Origin of the sequence: Bacillus sp. FSL R5-0443 (assembly GCF_038608285.1) — a bacterium.
Lineage (GTDB): Bacteria > Bacillota > Bacilli > Bacillales > Bacillaceae > Bacillus > Bacillus velezensis.
This window is the reverse complement of sequence record NZ_CP152013.1, coordinates 52,349-68,510: the sequence shown is the minus strand read 5'-3', so window position 1 is coordinate 68,510 and position 16,162 is coordinate 52,349. Positions and strand designations below refer to the sequence as shown.

At 46.1% G+C, this 16,162-nt stretch carries 16 protein-coding genes; all 16 read right to left on the bottom strand.

What is annotated here, in order from left to right:
- Window positions 1-1,476 carry a nucleoside triphosphate pyrophosphohydrolase gene (gene mazG / locus NYE28_RS00355; RefSeq protein ID WP_337681421.1) on the bottom strand — a complete coding sequence of 492 codons (1,476 nt, stop codon included), beginning with the start codon at window positions 1,474-1,476 and terminating at the stop codon, window positions 1-3.
- Window positions 1,466-3,046, bottom strand: coding sequence for a polysaccharide biosynthesis protein (locus NYE28_RS00350; protein ID WP_337681422.1), 1,581 nt, complete (start codon window positions 3,044-3,046; stop codon window positions 1,466-1,468). Before NYE28_RS00350 ends, mazG begins: the two co-directional genes overlap by 11 nt.
- Before the next feature lie 168 nt (window positions 3,047-3,214).
- Entirely contained in the window at window positions 3,215-3,751 is a 537-nt protein-coding gene (gene spoVT, locus NYE28_RS00345; RefSeq protein WP_004264646.1) for a stage V sporulation protein T, read from the bottom strand.
- Window positions 3,752-3,887: 136 nt separating this feature from the next.
- Window positions 3,888-7,421, bottom strand: a complete 3,534-nt coding sequence (gene mfd / locus NYE28_RS00340) for a transcription-repair coupling factor (protein ID WP_342490248.1) — start codon at window positions 7,419-7,421, stop codon at window positions 3,888-3,890.
- 69 nt (window positions 7,422-7,490) lie between these two features.
- Window positions 7,491-7,721 carry an anti-sigma-F factor Fin family protein gene (locus NYE28_RS00335; protein ID WP_004264650.1) on the bottom strand — a complete coding sequence of 77 codons (231 nt, stop codon included), beginning with the start codon at window positions 7,719-7,721 and terminating at the stop codon, window positions 7,491-7,493.
- 61 nt (window positions 7,722-7,782) lie between these two features.
- Window positions 7,783-8,349 carry an aminoacyl-tRNA hydrolase gene (pth, locus tag NYE28_RS00330; RefSeq protein ID WP_004264652.1) on the bottom strand — a complete coding sequence of 189 codons (567 nt, stop codon included), beginning with the start codon at window positions 8,347-8,349 and terminating at the stop codon, window positions 7,783-7,785.
- An 84-nt stretch (window positions 8,350-8,433) separates the two neighbouring features.
- On the bottom strand, window positions 8,434-9,042 hold the full coding sequence (locus tag NYE28_RS00325) for a 50S ribosomal protein L25/general stress protein Ctc (RefSeq protein ID WP_011996173.1): 609 nt from the start codon (window positions 9,040-9,042) through the stop codon (window positions 8,434-8,436).
- A gap of 84 nt (window positions 9,043-9,126) precedes the next feature.
- A complete protein-coding gene (locus tag NYE28_RS00320; protein WP_007409928.1) occupies window positions 9,127-10,080 on the bottom strand; it encodes a ribose-phosphate diphosphokinase in 954 nt (317 codons plus the stop codon).
- Between the two features lie 21 nt (window positions 10,081-10,101).
- A complete protein-coding gene (glmU, locus tag NYE28_RS00315; protein ID WP_004264658.1) occupies window positions 10,102-11,472 on the bottom strand; it encodes a bifunctional UDP-N-acetylglucosamine diphosphorylase/glucosamine-1-phosphate N-acetyltransferase GlmU in 1,371 nt (456 codons plus the stop codon).
- Between the two features lie 191 nt (window positions 11,473-11,663).
- Window positions 11,664-11,957, bottom strand: coding sequence for a septation regulator SpoVG (gene spoVG / locus NYE28_RS00310; RefSeq protein WP_004264660.1), 294 nt, complete (start codon window positions 11,955-11,957; stop codon window positions 11,664-11,666).
- 195 nt (window positions 11,958-12,152) lie between these two features.
- On the bottom strand, window positions 12,153-12,533 hold the full coding sequence (ridA, locus tag NYE28_RS00305) for a 2-iminobutanoate/2-iminopropanoate deaminase (protein WP_004264663.1): 381 nt from the start codon (window positions 12,531-12,533) through the stop codon (window positions 12,153-12,155).
- Entirely contained in the window at window positions 12,530-13,387 is an 858-nt protein-coding gene (purR, locus tag NYE28_RS00300) for a pur operon repressor (protein ID WP_004264666.1), read from the bottom strand. Before purR ends, ridA begins: the two co-directional genes overlap by 4 nt.
- A 55-nt stretch (window positions 13,388-13,442) precedes the next feature.
- Window positions 13,443-14,312, bottom strand: a complete 870-nt coding sequence (gene ispE / locus NYE28_RS00295) for a 4-(cytidine 5'-diphospho)-2-C-methyl-D-erythritol kinase (RefSeq protein ID WP_007409927.1) — start codon at window positions 14,310-14,312, stop codon at window positions 13,443-13,445.
- 143 nt (window positions 14,313-14,455) lie between these two features.
- The gene (locus NYE28_RS00290) at window positions 14,456-14,644 is read right to left on the bottom strand and encodes a small, acid-soluble spore protein, alpha/beta type (protein WP_011996172.1); all 189 of its coding nucleotides are present in this window, start codon (window positions 14,642-14,644) and stop codon (window positions 14,456-14,458) included.
- Between the two features lie 162 nt (window positions 14,645-14,806).
- Window positions 14,807-15,067 (bottom strand): Veg family protein, encoded by a 261-nt coding sequence (locus tag NYE28_RS00285; RefSeq protein WP_003218330.1) that lies wholly within the window; start codon window positions 15,065-15,067, stop codon window positions 14,807-14,809.
- A gap of 211 nt (window positions 15,068-15,278) precedes the next feature.
- Window positions 15,279-16,154, bottom strand: a complete 876-nt coding sequence (gene yabG, locus NYE28_RS00280; protein WP_025284083.1) for a sporulation peptidase YabG — start codon at window positions 16,152-16,154, stop codon at window positions 15,279-15,281.
- Window positions 16,155-16,162 lie beyond the last annotated feature (8 nt).

The following is a 16,162-nucleotide window of genomic DNA, read 5'->3' as shown; positions in this document are numbered from 1 at the left end:
TCAGAATCTCCTCTCCATTTCTTTTGCTTCATCCCACAATTTGTCCATTTCCTCAAGTGACATTGCGGTCAATTCAAGGCCCTTTGCTGCCGCTTCTTTCTCAATATAAGCAAAGCGTCTGCGAAATTTGTCATTTGTCATGGCGAGCGCTTCCTCAGGCTCAATTTTATAGTATCGGCCGATATTGACCAATGCAAATAAAACATCGCCGAATTCAGCTTTTAAGCTGATTTCATCTGCTGATTCGGCGGAAGCCTCTGCAGAAAATTCCTTCAGCTCTTCATTTACTTTATCCCATATATCCTGAACGTCATCCCAGTCAAAGCCGGTTTTTGCGGCTTTTTTCTGAAGCTTGGCTGCTTTTGCAAGAGAAGGCAGTGTTTTCGGCACGGCATCCAGCAATGAAGTGGATGTTGTTTGCTTTTCCGCCTTTTTGATTTCTTCCCAGTTGGCGACGACATCATGTTCATTCTGAACCTTAACATCTTTAAACACATGCGGGTGCCGTCTGACCATCTTCGCACTGATGTCTCTGATGACATCATCAATTGAGAAATACCCCTCGTCTTCTCCGATCTGGGCGTGCAGCATAACCTGAAGCATGACGTCCCCGAGTTCTTCTATCATGTGATCCGTGTCCTCTTCGTCAATGGCCTCAAGCAGTTCGTAGCATTCCTCAATCATATATTTCTTTAATGACTGGTGTGTCTGCTTTTGATCCCACGGACAGCCGTTCGGCCCGCGAAGCTCGCGAATAATACTTCGGAATGCAGAAAATTCCTGGTAAAGGAGTTCTTCTTTTTTAATCGGCGGAACATACACGCTTGTTAAGTTATTTATTTCTACATTGCGGTCAAGCTCAAACAAAGGCACCTTGGTCATCTTTTTTCCCTTGCTTCCGGCTGCCGTGACGATGACCACTTCATAGTCGTCAGGCAATTTCTCCATAAGCGTCAGCTTGACCTCAGAGGCCGTCATTTGGTCATAAACCTGGCAAATGATCAGGTGATGGCGGAGTTCGAGCTCATCCGGCGTCATTGTTTGCGCATCCGTAAATTGAAACCCTTCAATCGGATCAATTCGCAATGCATTAAAAGTGGCATCCAAAAAGCTTTGCCCTCCGGCAGTATGAACAGCTACCTGTTGTTCTTCCCGGCGTTCAAATAACAGCTGAACGGTTTTCTCAGCGACAAATGGATGCCCGGGCACAGCGTAGACGACATCCTCTTGCTTCGCTTTTTCAAACAGAATGTCCGCGATCTCTTCATAGACCGCTTCAAACTGATCATGTTTTTCATAAATATCATCAAAATACCGGATGTCCGCTTCCGTCTCTTGCTCTAATTCCGGAATCAAAGGGTGGTCTTTCGTTCTTATATATAAATGCTTCGCCTGAGTCAGCAGCTTATGTACGCCCACTGTCAACTGATCCATGTCTCCGGCGCCGAGGCCGACGACCGTAATGTTACCTGCCATGTTTTTCTCTCCTCTTTTTCAATTTGCTTAAAGCACTGCCGAAAGGAAGGCCGCTCAGCTCTTCGTCCGTGAAAATCTTCATTCTTATCATACAATAAATAAACAATAGCCCTCCGATGACTGACGCAGACAGACTCTCACATACAGCTCCGGCCCTGCTGACGGGAAGAAATAACTGCCAAAGCTTCATATATACGAGCAGAAAGAAGACCATCAGCAGACTGCACCAGCACAGACGGGTAATCACGCCGCCGATATTCGTCAGCCAGCCCTTCGACCAAATTCTCCGGAGATTCAGGCACGCAACTGCGGCAAATGCCAAGACGGTCGCCAGTGCCGCTCCTGTAATACCCCAGCCGGGGACCAGCCAAACATTCAGCACCCATTTCAGCGCCCCTCCCGCCAAAACGGATACGGCGGGGAAAACGGTATGTCCCGCTCCTTGCAGAATCGCGGCTGCTGTAAGCGCAATCGAGGCAAAAAAGATAGATAAGCTGAATATTTGTAAGGTCTGCGTCCCCTCACTGTTTTGGAAAAGCATGATATTCACCGGCTCTAAAATGCAAAAAAGCCCGGCTGATGCACCGATCCCTACCGCAAGGCAGAGCTTGACGGCTGATGTCGCTTTCTCTTTTATGATAAACGGCTTATTCTCATGCACCGCTTTTGAAATTGAAGGAACCAATGACGCGGCGATACTGACGGCAAACACGGTTCCCAGCTGAAGGAGCGGCTGTCCGCGGTCATATATGCCTTTCAGCTGTTTCGCGGCATAGCTCTCCGTCCCGTCTGAAAGCAGTGAATATAAGTTTAAGGCGTCTACAAGCTGAATCAAAAGCATGAGTACACTGCTGATACAGATGGTGACTGAATAAAGCAGCAGCTTTTTTACAATGACGGCCGTTGCGATATGTCCGCCGTCTTTCTTTGTTTCTTCCCGCTTATACCAGAAAACAGCCAATACACAAAGGGCTGCCAAGCTTCCGGCAATTGATCCCGAAGCCGCCCCCGCACCAGCCGCGTATAATGAACGGCCGCTTTTCAAAAGCCAGAAGGATAAACCGAGAAGCACCGCCACGCGAAGAAGCTGTTCCGTAATCTGGGATAAGGCTGACGGCATCATATCATGCACGCCTTGGAAATACCCCCGGAAAACCGCCGTAAACGGAAACAGTATGAAAGCGAACGCCGCGACCCTTATCAGCATCACAAGGCGGGCGTCACCCATAAAACCGGCCAACGGCGCCGCGCCGGCATACATGAGCGCAAACAGAACAAGTCCGGCCGCCGTGACATAAAGGGCGGAAATTTTCATTATTTTTTGTTTATGATCGCTATAATCGTTCATTAATTTTGAGATGATTACCGGAAAACCGGATGTTGACAGCATGACCGCGATCCCTAAAAACGGATACACCTGCTGATAAATGTAAAATCCGACGTCACCGACAATATTCTGAAAAGGAACCCTGTACACGGCGCTTAATATCTTCGTCACGATACCCGCAACGACGAGCACAAAAGCACCTTTCCATGCCGATTGCCGCTTGGCGCCAACTGAATCGTTCATCCAAAAGCTCCTTCCAGCCGCTAGAAAATTACGTCTATAAAACGAGCTTATTATATCACAATCCTAACGGCCGAACCGATAGAGAGCACATATGAATATGAAAAAGAACAGCACTTGTATAAGAGCTGCTCTTTCTCCGTTTTCTTATTTCAATAATGGTAATAAGACCTACTGCTCCATTTGTCTCGCCAAAAAACTGGCTGCCGTTTCTACCGCTTTATGTTCTACTTCTCCAAGTGCCTGTTCCTTGGAAAAGATGACCACGGCACCGATAGGATCGCCATTTGCCACGATCGGAGCTATTGTATAGGAGCTCATATCTTCATCAATGTCATTAACAAGCTGCGCGGACTTCACGTCGTTTTCTACCACTGAGCTGCGCTGATCCATCGTTTTTTCGAGCAAATCGCTGATGGCTTTGTTCAGAAATTCTTTTTTCGAACTGCCTGAAACGGCAATATACGCGTCACGGTCGCAAATCAAGACGGAATGGCCGAGACTGTCATACAAAGCATCTGCATATTCCTTCGCAAAATCGCCAAGCTCACTGATAGGAGAATACTTTTTCAATATAACTTCTCCGTCGCGGTCAACGAATATTTCAAGCGGGTCTCCTTCCCTGATTCGCAGTGTTCTCCGAATTTCTTTAGGAATGACGACCCGTCCTAGATCATCAATACGACGTACGATACCTGTAGCTTTCATCTCTCTGGTGCCTCTCTTTCATGTGATGATATTTAAGGGAAAGTACTAAAGCTCTTTACTTTATGTAGCTTCCGCCACTCGCTTGAAATTAGTATCCGTCACATCAAATGTAATATACACCAGAGAGTAACAATTTTTATGAAGACGCGATTGTTTCTTTCTTCACATCCTGAAGGCCTTTCAGCATGCCGAGCACGGTCTCCAGCCACTCTTCCGTTTTGCGGCCTTTCGTCTGTACTGAGATTTTCAGCTTTTTCCCTTCCATTCCCAGTCCGATCTGCCGGCCGTATTTATTGCCGAGTTCGAACAATTTCTGACCGTCAATCTGTGCGCTGGCCTCTTCAGAAATGGTAAATCTGATCGCGTCTTTATCCTGCTTGATGAGTTCGACGCGTTCATATTTTCCGTATACCTTCATCTCAGCAACCGTAAACAGCCATTCAACCTCTTTAGGGTAGCTGCCGAACCTGTCGATGATTTCATCTTGAAGCTCATTTTTCTCCTCAATTGTGGCGATTGACCTGAACCGTTTGTACATGTCGATTTTTTGCTTGCCGTCTTGTATATAGTTTTCAGGAATATACGCGTCAAGCTCGATATCGATTTCTGTCTCAAACTGTTCGCTTTTCGGAATATCGCCTTTCCGCTCTTCAATCGCTTCCTTGAGCATTTGCGAGTACAGGTCAAAACCGACCGAGTCGATAAAGCCGTGCTGCTGGGCGCCGAGAAGGTTCCCCGCTCCCCTGATCGTCAAGTCACGCATGGCGATTTTAAAGCCTGATCCCAGCTCGGTAAATTCTTTAATCGCCTGCAGCCGTTTTTCCGCCACCTCAGTGAGCACTTTGTCTCTGCGGTACGTAAAATACGCATAAGCGACGCGGTTGGAACGGCCGACCCGTCCTCTCAGCTGATACAGCTGAGACAGCCCCATTTTGTCTCCGTCGAACACAATCAAGGTGTTGACATTTGGTATATCTACGCCTGTCTCAATAATGGTCGTGCTGACAAGGACGTCTGATTCCCCTTCCAGAAAATTGAGCATGACGCTTTCCAATTCATTTTCAGTCATTTTTCCGTGGGCATATGCCACTTTCGCATCGGGAACAAGCATGGAAATTTCATCAGCCTTCCGCTCGATGTCATCCACGCGGTTGTACAAGAAATATACCTGTCCTCCGCGCGCCAGTTCTCTTTCGATGGCTTCCCGCACAAGCGCGCCGTTGTATTCCACGACATATGTCTGAACAGGGAAACGGTTTTCCGGCGGCGTTTCAATAACAGATAAGTCCCGCACACCGAGCATGGACATATGAAGCGTACGCGGTATCGGCGTCGCTGTAAGAGTCAGCACATCGACATTGGCTTTGATCTGTTTGATTTTTTCCTTATGCGTTACGCCGAAGCGCTGCTCTTCATCAATGATGAGCAAGCCGAGATCTTTATAGACGACGTCTTTAGATAAGAGCCTGTGGGTTCCGATTACGATGTCTACCGTTCCGTTTTTCAGGCCTTTAATCGTTTCATTGGATTCTTTTCTCGTTCTGAATCGGCTGAGAAGACCGATGTTAATCGGATAGTCCTGGAAACGCTCCATAATGGTTTCATAATGCTGCTGCGCGAGTATTGTCGTCGGCACAAGAAGCGCGACCTGCTTTCCGTCTGCGATCGCTTTAAAGGCCGCTCGGATGGCTACCTCCGTCTTCCCGTAACCCACATCACCGCAAAGCAAACGGTCCATCGGGCGCTCTCTTTCCATATCCTTTTTAATCTCCTGAATGGAACGGAGCTGGTCCTCTGTTTCCTGATAAGGGAAAGCAGATTCGAACTGCCGCTGCATTTCATGATCCGGCGAGAACGCATAGCCCTTGCTTGCTTCCCGTTCCGCATAAAGCTTAATCAGATCATCGGCAATATCCTGAACGGAGTTTTCAACTTTTTTCTTCACCCGTTTCCATTCACTGCCGCCCAGTTTATAAAGCTTCGGTTCTTTTCCTTCAGAGCCGACGTACTTCTGCACCTGGTCGATTTGTTCTACGGGGACGTACAGCTTATCGCTGCCCTGATAATGAATGTTGAGGTAATCTTTATGAATGCCTTTGATTTCTAGTGTTTCGATCCCCAAATACTTACCGATCCCGTGGTTGACGTGGACGACATAGTCGCCGACCTGAAGCTCGGAATAGCTCTTGATCCGTTCGGCATTTGTCAGCTTCTGCTTTCTCGGCTTTTTCTTAATTCGGTTTTTGAACAGCTCTTCCTCTGTAATGACGGCCAGCTTCATCAGCGGCAGTTCAAAACCGGATTGCAGCTCGCCTTCCATGACATAGACCTGTCCTTGCACAAGCGCTTTGGAACTGTCCGTTTTTGCGGCTTCAATTTCGTAATCAGCCAGCACGGATGCCAATCTGTCGGTTCTGTCCTTATTTGCGCCTAAAAAGACGACGGTGAAGTTTGATTTCTTAAAGCGCTCCATTTCACCTGCGAGCACATTCATCTGCCCGTGAAAACTCTGCATCTGCCGGCTTGTCACATTCACGATATTCTGAGGGCTTGTATGCTGGACATGACGCAAAAATAATGAATAATAAATAGCCGGGCGCCGCTTTTCGCTCATAAGCTCCTGAAAGCTGAAGGATAAATGAATGTCATGCAGAATTTTCCCTTCCTCGAGCAGACTTGTCATAAATTCGGCCTCTTCTTTTTGCAGCTGATCCTCCATTTCATGAATGCGGCTGACCTCGTCTAACAGTAACAACGTGTCTGCCGGTGTATAATCTAGCAAACTAGCAGGTTTTCCGTAAAAGTACGAGAGATACTTCACAAGTTCCTGATCAGTCTGTCCCGTTGATAACCGTTCTTTATCATGTGAGATATTGATATGAAGCATTTCCTTTTGTTTGTCCTGCTTCAGCTTTTTCAGACTGTCGGCAAGCCCTTTATCGAGCCTTTCCATCGCCCGGGCTTTTTCTTCCGCCCTGATGATCAATTCCTTCGCCGGTCCGATCGCCACATGTTTGAGCGTCTCAATTGATCTCTGGTCATCAGAATTGAAGCTTCTGATGGAATCGACCTCCGTATCAAACAGTTCAATTCGCACCGGATGCTCCGACGTCAGCGGATAAATGTCGATAATTCCGCCGCGAATACTGAATTCACCGGGTGCAGAAACCATATCGGAACGCTCATACCCCACCTCTACAAGGCGCGCGGACAGCTGATCCGGTTCTATTTCGTCTCCGAGTGAAATGACGAGCTGGCTGCTTTTCCACAGCTCCTTCGGTGGAAGCATTCTTCTCACTGCCGCAACGGGCGCCACAACGACCGGCGCTTCTCCGTTTGTTAATCTATTAATGACATCAAGCCGCTGAGCGCGCAGTTCAGGGCTCGCTACCGCAATTTCTGAAGAAATCAATTCATTCACGGGGTATAAAAAAACAGATTGATCCCCGAGAAGCGCCGTCAGATCTTCCGTCACTTTTTGGGCCTGATATAAATTATGGGTGATAAAGAAAATCGGCCTTTTCGTTTCCTGTGCAAGGGCGGAGGTAAAAACAGAACGCGCGGAACCTGACAGACCCGCAAGCAGCTGTTCCTTCAGCCCCTCATGTAAACCGTTGACAATGGATTTAAAATCATCGCTTTCTTTAATAAAGGTTTGAATGTTGTCCATATGGGCCCTCCTCTCTATTTTCTGCAAGAACAGAAAAACGCTTTGGTCTAGAATCTACACCAAAGCTTCTTATTGAATAAATGTGTTGTGTTCATGGTAGTGCGGATTGCGTTCCAGCGCCTCTTGGCAGTCTTCACAAATTGTAAGAACATGGACATCTCCATTGTCTTTATATGAAATCATATCGTTTCTTTCCTCATTTGTTAAGTGCTGAAATCCAAGTGACTGTGTCGGCACCGTCGAATATTCCAGGCTCCCTACCTTAAAGCCGCAGTGGCGGCAGAAATAATGCAAAGCCATACGTTGGACCTCCTGATGTGAAAAAATCATTTTTCCCTAGTATGGTCTCCCATTATTTATCTTATACATTTGCATTAAATTCGTTCATGACTTCTAAAAATGGTTTCGTTAAGGAAGCTTCGCAGGCTTTTACAGTTTTTGAGACGGCATCATTGATATGCGGCGCTTCTTCCTTCGTAAAAGCTCCCAGTACATAGTCAACGACTTTCATTCCGTTGACGGGGCGGCCGATTCCGATTCTGACCCGGTCAAATTCAGGGGTTCCGAGGTGCTGTATAAGCGATTTAATTCCGTTATGTCCGCCTGCGCTCCCCTTCGTCCGGAGCCTGATTTTCCCCGTCGGAAGATCAAGGTCATCGTATATGACTTTCAGATCTTCATGATCGGCATCATAATAATCCAGTAGCGGCCGCAAACATTCCCCTGATAAATTCATATATGTAAGCGGTTTAACAAGTAGAACTTTTTTTCCGGAAACAAACCCCATTCCGTAAAGTCCGTTGAATTTCGTTTTATTCAATTCAATATTCCATTCTTTAGAAAGCTCGTCAATGGCCATAAAGCCGACATTATGTCTCGTGTTCTCGTAGGTTTTTCCCGGGTTACCCAGACCGGCAATCACAAGCATCGTAAATCCTCCCTCAACATCGCTGTAATTCTTCTCATTCTAGCACAAAAGACGTAACCTCGGGCGGGTTACGTCTTAAAGCGCTTATTGATTTTCTCCTTCGGGCTCTTCCCCAGGAGACGGTTCCGCATCTTCTTCGAATGCTTCCTGCTTAGGAGGAAGGATGGAAGCCACGACTTCTTCCGGGTCGTTTGTAAATGTATAATTGCCGTCAGCAGTCAGATCTGCGATGGTCAGCACATCATTCATTTCAAGCCCGGAAATATCAACATTGATTGTCTGAGGGATGTCCTTCGGCTTAGCCTTAATCGAAAGCTCATGCAGCGGCTGCTGGATGACGCCTCCGTCTTTGACTCCCTTCGCCTCTCCCGTCAGCTGAATCGGCACCTCGGCCTCCAGCTCCTCACTCATATTCACGACTTGAAAATCGGCGTGCGTCAATTCGTTTTTGAGCGGGTCTGTCTGAAGATCAGTCACCATAACCGATTGCTGATTTCCGTTGACATCAATTGTGATAATCGTGTTTTTTCCTTCGTCCCGCAATGTTTTAAGCAATTCGACACTGTCTAAAGAGACAGGCGTGTTTGTTATTTCTTTACCGTATATAATCCCTGGAACATGTCCTGAATGACGGATTTTCCGAAGCGTCGAACGTTTAAAATCTGTTCTTTCATTTGCTTTTAAAGTTGCCATATTCAGCACCATCCTAATTATCGTTTTATCGTCCTATTAGAACAATACCCACAATAACTGGGATTTAAACCTTAAAATTTCGGTTTAGCTGAATAAATAGCTGACAGATTGTTTCTCGTGAACGCGGATAATCGCTTCAGCCAGAAGCGGTCCGACAGAAAGCTGCTTAAAGCGTTCGATTTTTTTCTCATCAGGAAGCTTAATGCTGTTCGTTACGACAAGCTCCTTGATTTTAGAGTTATTGATCCGCTCAACGGCAGGGCCTGACAGTACAGGGTGCGTACAGCATGCATACACTTCTGCAGCTCCGTTTTCAACCAGCGCGTTAGCGGCAAGTGTGATTGTGCCGGCCGTATCAATAATATCATCGATCAGAATCGCTGTTTTACCTTCCACGTTACCGACGATGTTCATCACTTCTACCTCATTCGGTCTAGGACGGCGTTTGTCGATAATCGCGATCGGCGCTTTCAGACGGTCCGCAAGTTTGCGGGCGCGCGTCACACCGCCGTGGTCTGGAGAAACAATAACGATATCTTTCAAGTCTTTACCTTCAAAGTAATGGCCTAAAATCGGAACACCCATTAAGTGGTCAATCGGAATATCAAAGAAACCTTGAATTTGCGGCGCGTGTAAATCAAGCGCGATCACGCGTGTCGCACCCGCTGTTTCAAGCAGGTTTGCAAAAAGTTTTGCCGTAATCGGTTCACGTGATCTTGCTTTTCTGTCCTGGCGCGCATAACCGTAGTACGGAATGACAATGTTGATTGTTTTCGCGGAAGCTCGCTTTAAAGCGTCAACCATAATCAGCAATTCCATGATGTGCTCGTTGACCGGCGCACTTGTAGACTGAATGATATAGCAATCACAGCCGCGAATACTTTCTTCTATGTTGATCTGGACCTCTCCGTCACTGAATCTTGTAACAGAGCACTTTCCTAATTGAACCCCTACATTATCCGCGATTTCTTTTGCAAGTTCTGGATTTGAATTCAAAGAAAAAATCTTTAAATTCTTATCTCCGTATTCGTTAGACATGGTAAACCTCCGATTTTAGGATTATTTTTTATGAATGTTTTTCACATAATCTTCTTTATTTACTTGTCTTGCTCTGGCAATGGCAAGCGCTTCGCCCGGCACATCTTCAGTTACGGTTGAACCCGCAGCGACGTACGCGCCTTCTCCCACTGTAACAGGAGCGACCAGATTGGAGTTGCAGCCAATAAAGGCGCCGTCTTCAATTTTGGTTAAATACTTTTTCTTCCCATCATAATTGACCGTGATGGAGCCGCAGCCCAGATTCACATCCGTGCCCACTTCGGCATCACCGATATAGCTTAAATGAGATGCTTTGCTTCGGTCGCCGAATTGTGTTTTCTTGATTTCAACAAAGTTTCCGATCTTCACTTCATTGCCGATTGCGGAATCGGGTCTGATGTGAGCAAAAGGACCGATATTTACATCATTCCCAACTTTGCTGCGATTGACAACGGATTGTTTAATCACAGTGCGGCTGCCGATTGAGCTGTCCTCTATCTCAGTGTGAGGGCCGATGACACATTCATCGCCGATTTCAGCTTGTCCCTTTAACACAGTTCCGGGATAAATAACTGTATCTTGTCCGATGCGCGCGTCAGGTGAGATGTACGTATTCATCGGATCGATTAAAGTGACTCCGTTCTGCATATGCCGTTTGTTAATACGCTCTTTCATATACATTTCAGCCTGAGAAAGAGCGACTCTATCATTCACTCCGAGCGTCTCTTGGAAGTTACCAGTCTGGTAAGCGGCAACAGTTTCGCCTTCGTCTTTGAGGATTTCGATCACATCCGGCAGATAATACTCGCCTTGGGCATTTTCATTCGAAACCTGTTCGATGACACGAAAAAGAGCCTCGTTATCAAAACAGTACGTTCCCGTGTTAATTTCTTTCACAAGACGTTCTTGCTCCGAAGCATCCTTGTGCTCCACGATTTTTTGAACGGCGCCGTCTTCACTGCGGATGATTCTTCCGTATCCGGCGGGATCGTCGGCAACGGCCGTTAACACCGTGGCTTTTGCACCTTTGTCTGTATGTTCATTCAGCATGGCTTCCATCGTCTCCGCCGTCAGAAGCGGTGTATCGCCGCAAATAACGATCGTGACACCCTTTTCTCCGTGAAGAAATGGTTTTGCCTGTTTGACCGCATGAGCCGTACCGAGCTGTTCTGCTTGGAGAGCGTAATCGCTTTTCTGTCCGAGCTGCTTCTTCACATCTTCGGCGCCGTGTCCTACGATGGTGACAAGCTTCGCTAAAGATAATTTCAGAGCTTCGTCTGCGACGTGCTCTACCATAGGCTTTCCGCATACCGGATGAAGGACCTTGTAAAGCTTCGATTTCATTCTCGTTCCTTTTCCGGCAGCTAAAATCACTGCAAACCGCTTATCCATTTAATGGCCTCCAATATCCCTTTTATCCATAGAAAAATATATCCTAAATAGCTGTTGATTTCAAGAAGACATCAAAAAGTGCAAGAATTTTCTATGTAATCGCTTTATTACTGAAAAATCAGATTTAAAAAAGGACTGCCGGAAAAGGCCTTGTGTCAGCCTTTATCAGCAGTCCTTACATTTTGTTATGTTTAAGAAGCCCCGGCTTCTTCATATTCTAATGCTTCAGAATCACCCAAACGATGATACTCATTTAAAACAGCATCCTGGATCTTGCCCCGCGTGCTGGAATTAATAGGATGAGCAATATCGCGGAATTCTCCATCAGGGGTGCGTTTACTCGGCATCGCAACGAAAAGACCATTGTTTCCATCAATCACACGAATATCATGTACAACAAATTCGTGATCCAGCGTGATGGATGCAATCGCTCTCATGCGACCATCGGTATTCACGCGGCGTAATCTTACGTCAGTAACTTCCACAGTAGTTCACCACCTTTTCCCTATATAAAAGCATTAGTCTAACAATTCCACGATTCTTTTTAAATTCCTGCACGTTTCAAAAAGTTTTTTTGAAAATATAGGATATACATACACAATTAGGTGATAAACCATATTTGGGGATCATATACTGCATAAAAAAAGTGATCCCGGAGACCGGAACCACTTTTCTGAGATTTAAGATTTCACCAGCGCAATGACTTCAATTTCCACGAGAGCGTCTTTCGGCAGTCTCGCCACTTCCACACAAGACCTTGCCGGCTTATGTACATCAAAGTATTGTCCGTACACTTCATTCACTTCCGCAAACTGCTCCATATCAGCAATAAACACCGTTGCTTTGACAACCGTCTCGAGAGAAGCGCCCGCTTCTTTCAGCACAGCTTTTAAATTGCTGAACACCTGATGCGTTTGCTCTGTGATATCACCGTTTACCATTTCTCCTTCAGCAGTAAGAGGAATCTGGCCTGAGCTGTAAAACATGTTGTTTACGATGATTCCCTGAGAATATGGCCCGATCGCTGCCGGCGCGTGTTTTGTATGGATTGCTTTTGTCATTTTTCTGTCTCCCCATTCTTTAAATGCTGTTCTTTAAAAAATCGCAGAAAATTGCCGTTTTGAATCTCAATCGTTTTGTCTTTCATATTGATGGTTGAAAGCGTGAGCAGTGACATGTATTCATCGACAAGACGTTCATTCACTCCCTCGGCTTCAACCAAGACGCCTATTCCCGCAACGTTTGCGTTAAACTCATCAAGCAGGCTGATCATGCCGTTAATGGTGCCGCCAGCTTTCATAAAATCGTCAATAATCAAAACGTTCGAACCCGTAGCCAAACTTCTTTTCGCAAGCGACATCGTTTGAATGCGGTTAGACGACCCTGATACATAATTGATGCTCACCGTGGAGCCTTCCGTCACTTTGTTGTCCTTTCGCACGATGACAACCGGAACGTTCAGATAACTGGCCGCTGCGTAAGCAAGAGGGATTCCTTTTGTCGCAACGGTCATCACCACATCAATCTCCCGCTCCGCAAAAACGGAAGCAAAAAGCCTGCCTACATGAGAGAGGACAGATGGTTTTCCTAAGATATCCGTTAAATATACATAACCGCCCGGAAGGATACGCTCAGGATTTACTAAAGACTGTCCCAGCTCCTGTATAAACGCTTCTGCTTCAGCCTGTTTCACTTTCGGAATGTATTTGACGCCTCCGGCAGCTCCCGGCACTGTAAGCAGCGTCCCAATGCCTTGCTGTTCAAAGGTCTGTTTAATAATCGTTAAATCTTCACTGATTGATGACTTTGCTGATTGATACCGTTCTGAGAAAAACGTTAACGGTATTAATTCATGCGGATGGGTTAACAAATAATTTGTTAAGTCCACCAATCTGCCGCTGCGACGAAACTTCATGAACTTACCCCCAAAATCCGAATAATTTAAAAATAATATAACTTAACATACGGATTTAATCAAGAGCATTCTGTTCGCCGATCATCCGCACCGCGTACACTTGATCACAGAAACCTCTTAACCCGTTATAAATCCGCTGCACCTTCGATTCGTATTGAACCAAACCGAATACAGTCGGTCCGCTTCCGCTCATTAACACCGCATCAGCGCCGAAGCGTTTCATTTGATTTTTAATCATCGCCACCTCGGGATGGAGGCTGAGCGTAACCGACTCCAATACGTTTCCTAATTGTCCGCATACCTTTTGGAAGCTTTTTTCTTCAATCGCGTCAATCATCGCCTGCACATCAGGATGCCGAACCTGCTGTAAGTTCAGCCGGCGGTACACTTCGGCAGTCGATACCCCGATCGTCGGTTTGGCGAGCACGACCCAGCAATGAGGCGGAGCACTGATGTGCCTGATCTTCTCACCGCGTCCGGTTGCCAGGGCAGTGCCTCCGTATACACAGAAGGACACGTCTGAACCGATTTCAGCTCCAAGCTCCGCGAGCTCTTCGACAGAAAGCTTTAAATCCCAAAGCCTGTTCAGCCCTCTGAGCGTGGCTGCCGCATCGCTGCTTCCGCCGGCAAGCCCTGCCGCTACAGGGATCACTTTTGTAATCATAATGGAAACGCCTTTTTTGACTTGAAACCGTTCTTTAAGCAGTTTGGCTGCCTGATAAGCCAGATTCCTTTGATCATCCGGAACAAAGCGGTTATGCGACGCCACTCTGATAACGTTTTCGGGCAGTTCTGTCAGTTCAATCCGATCTGCCAAATCAATTGTCGTCATGATCATCTCCACTTCGTGATAACCATCCGGGCGTTTACTCGTCACATCGAGGGACAGATTGATTTTGGCCGGCGCTTTTTCTAAAATACGCATAGCTTTCACCTACTTCTCCATCTAAACATAAGTATGAACATTGTATCACATTTGGAGACCCGGAGGTACTTATCCGAAATTGACGCCGGTTTTGACAGCCGATAGAAAAAACCGGGGAACGGTTTGTCCCCCGGGCCACTGCATTATCGGTTATTTTGGTTCTGAGCCGCCATCTGCTGTTCGGCAATCTCAATCGCGCGCTTTACCATATTCCCGGCGTCACGCGCCCGAATGCCTCCCCAGCCCTCGTTTTTCACCGTATCGTAAAAACCAAGGTCCTTCGCCAGCTCATATTTGAACTCATCTGACATAACTCCACGACGTCTGCCCAAACGAAACAACCCCTTTTATAGAATTGATCACCATTCGTGCACGCCACGATAAAACATGTGACACTTATAGCTTCCGTTTAATCGGCTGAAACTTTCGAGGGAATAATTAGAAGAGCTTTAGAAGGCAAAACAAAAAGCAGTAAACAAAAGGTTCACTGCCCATTAAAATGCTACTGAGCTTGCCGCATCGTCATTGAATGTCAATTCAACAGTCTCAGTCAGAATATCAGCATAACTGTATGAAACTCTTTCAAACGAATTCTCGTCTTGATCTAGTTGTATCACAAAAACAGAAGGGTACGTCTCAGCTAAAATGCCCGAACGCTCAATCGTTTTTCGGCGGCCGCCGTTTGCTTTTAACGTAAGCCGTTTACCTAAATTCCCATCAAGCGATCTTTTTATATCGGACAACGTCTTCGCCATTGCATCCACCTCACTACATTTATTGTACAACAAGAGCCCAATTTTGTCAAATAAAATTTAAATTATATCAACGTTAATAAGTCATTGTCAACAAAATTATTTTGACAAAATTCTATTGATTTCTGCGTTATTTTTCACAAGTTCCGGAAATTTATGTATCAATATGTAAAATAATTAACCCGCATAGCGAAATATATGCGGGTTTTATCACTCATCCATTTGATTTATACGGCATACCGACACGCAGCACACCCTTCGTTTCAATTCCTCCCAGCCCTTTCTCTCTCGTCAGCGTATTTCTCAGGACATCCCATACATTGATCCGCTCCATAAACGGAGTGAAGCTGATTTTCGCGACAATATATACCGGGTCAAGCGCGTGGATATTGACGCGTGACGGAGAACTTGCGAAATTCGCGCCCGCTCTGATTAAAGACTCGAAATGAGATTGGCAGGCACCCGCGAATATGACCAGCTGATCCAAATGAGGGACTTTACGCCTCGCTTTTTGAACGGTTTCGACAAAGTGTTTGGAATGCCTGTAGGCGCTTAAATCGTTCACGCCTCCCTTATGCTTGGAATATGCATCATGGCCGGTGATGACTAAAATATCCGGCCTGTATTTATCAAGCAGCTCGTCAATTGATGCCGGCATTTTTTTCTCATGGCAATGAATTCCGTATACCGGCACACCGATTTTTTCATAAAAGTTCAGGCACTTTTTCAAATAGGCCTCATCGCCGTCCAGATGCAATACCTTTCCGGGCATATGAAAGTAGTGCTCCTGATGCTGATATTGATTTGTCGCATAATATTCCTGTTTTTCCCGAAGCAGCTTATAATCCTGGCGGAGCAGCTCGAGAGATTCATTCATCCTGCTTTCATCTCTTTTCTTTCTCATGGCCTGTTCGTCTTTTCTGACAGGCTCCAAATCAGAAAAATCAGCATCCGCAATCAATCTGACTTCGTCACCATGCAGGATGGCAATTGAATTTCCGTTGCTTGTTTGCTCTATACCGATAATGCGAAATAAAACATCCATTTGATAGGATTTCCTGGCTACCATATCTCCTATTTGAAATTGCACGTTACCCA

Coding starts and splice junctions, on each gene's coding strand:
- NYE28_RS00350 (WP_337681422.1), bottom strand. CDS start 3,046: ATGAACGATTCAGTTGGCGCCAAGCGGCAATCGGCATGGAAAGGTGCT.
- glmU (WP_004264658.1), bottom strand. CDS start 11,472: ATGGATAAGCGGTTTGCAGTGATTTTAGCTGCCGGAAAAGGAACGAGA.
- ridA (WP_004264663.1), bottom strand. CDS start 12,533: ATGACAAAAGCAATCCATACAAAACACGCGCCGGCAGCGATCGGGCCA.
- pth (WP_004264652.1), bottom strand. CDS start 8,349: ATGCTTGTGATTGCCGGTCTGGGTAACCCGGGAAAAACCTACGAGAAC.
- NYE28_RS00325 (WP_011996173.1), bottom strand. CDS start 9,042: ATGGCAACTTTAAAAGCAAATGAAAGAACAGATTTTAAACGTTCGACG.
- mazG (WP_337681421.1), bottom strand. CDS start 1,476: ATGGCAGGTAACATTACGGTCGTCGGCCTCGGCGCCGGAGACATGGAT.
- purR (WP_004264666.1), bottom strand. CDS start 13,387: ATGAAGTTTCGTCGCAGCGGCAGATTGGTGGACTTAACAAATTATTTG.
- spoVT (WP_004264646.1), bottom strand. CDS start 3,751: ATGAAAGCTACAGGTATCGTACGTCGTATTGATGATCTAGGACGGGTC.
- NYE28_RS00335 (WP_004264650.1), bottom strand. CDS start 7,721: ATGGCTTTGCATTATTTCTGCCGCCACTGCGGCTTTAAGGTAGGGAGC.
- ispE (WP_007409927.1), bottom strand. CDS start 14,312: ATGCGTATTTTAGAAAAAGCGCCGGCCAAAATCAATCTGTCCCTCGAT.
- NYE28_RS00285 (WP_003218330.1), bottom strand. CDS start 15,067: ATGGCGAAGACGTTGTCCGATATAAAAAGATCGCTTGATGGGAATTTA.
- mfd (WP_342490248.1), bottom strand. CDS start 7,421: ATGGACAACATTCAAACCTTTATTAAAGAAAGCGATGATTTTAAATCC.
- NYE28_RS00320 (WP_007409928.1), bottom strand. CDS start 10,080: ATGTCTAACGAATACGGAGATAAGAATTTAAAGATTTTTTCTTTGAAT.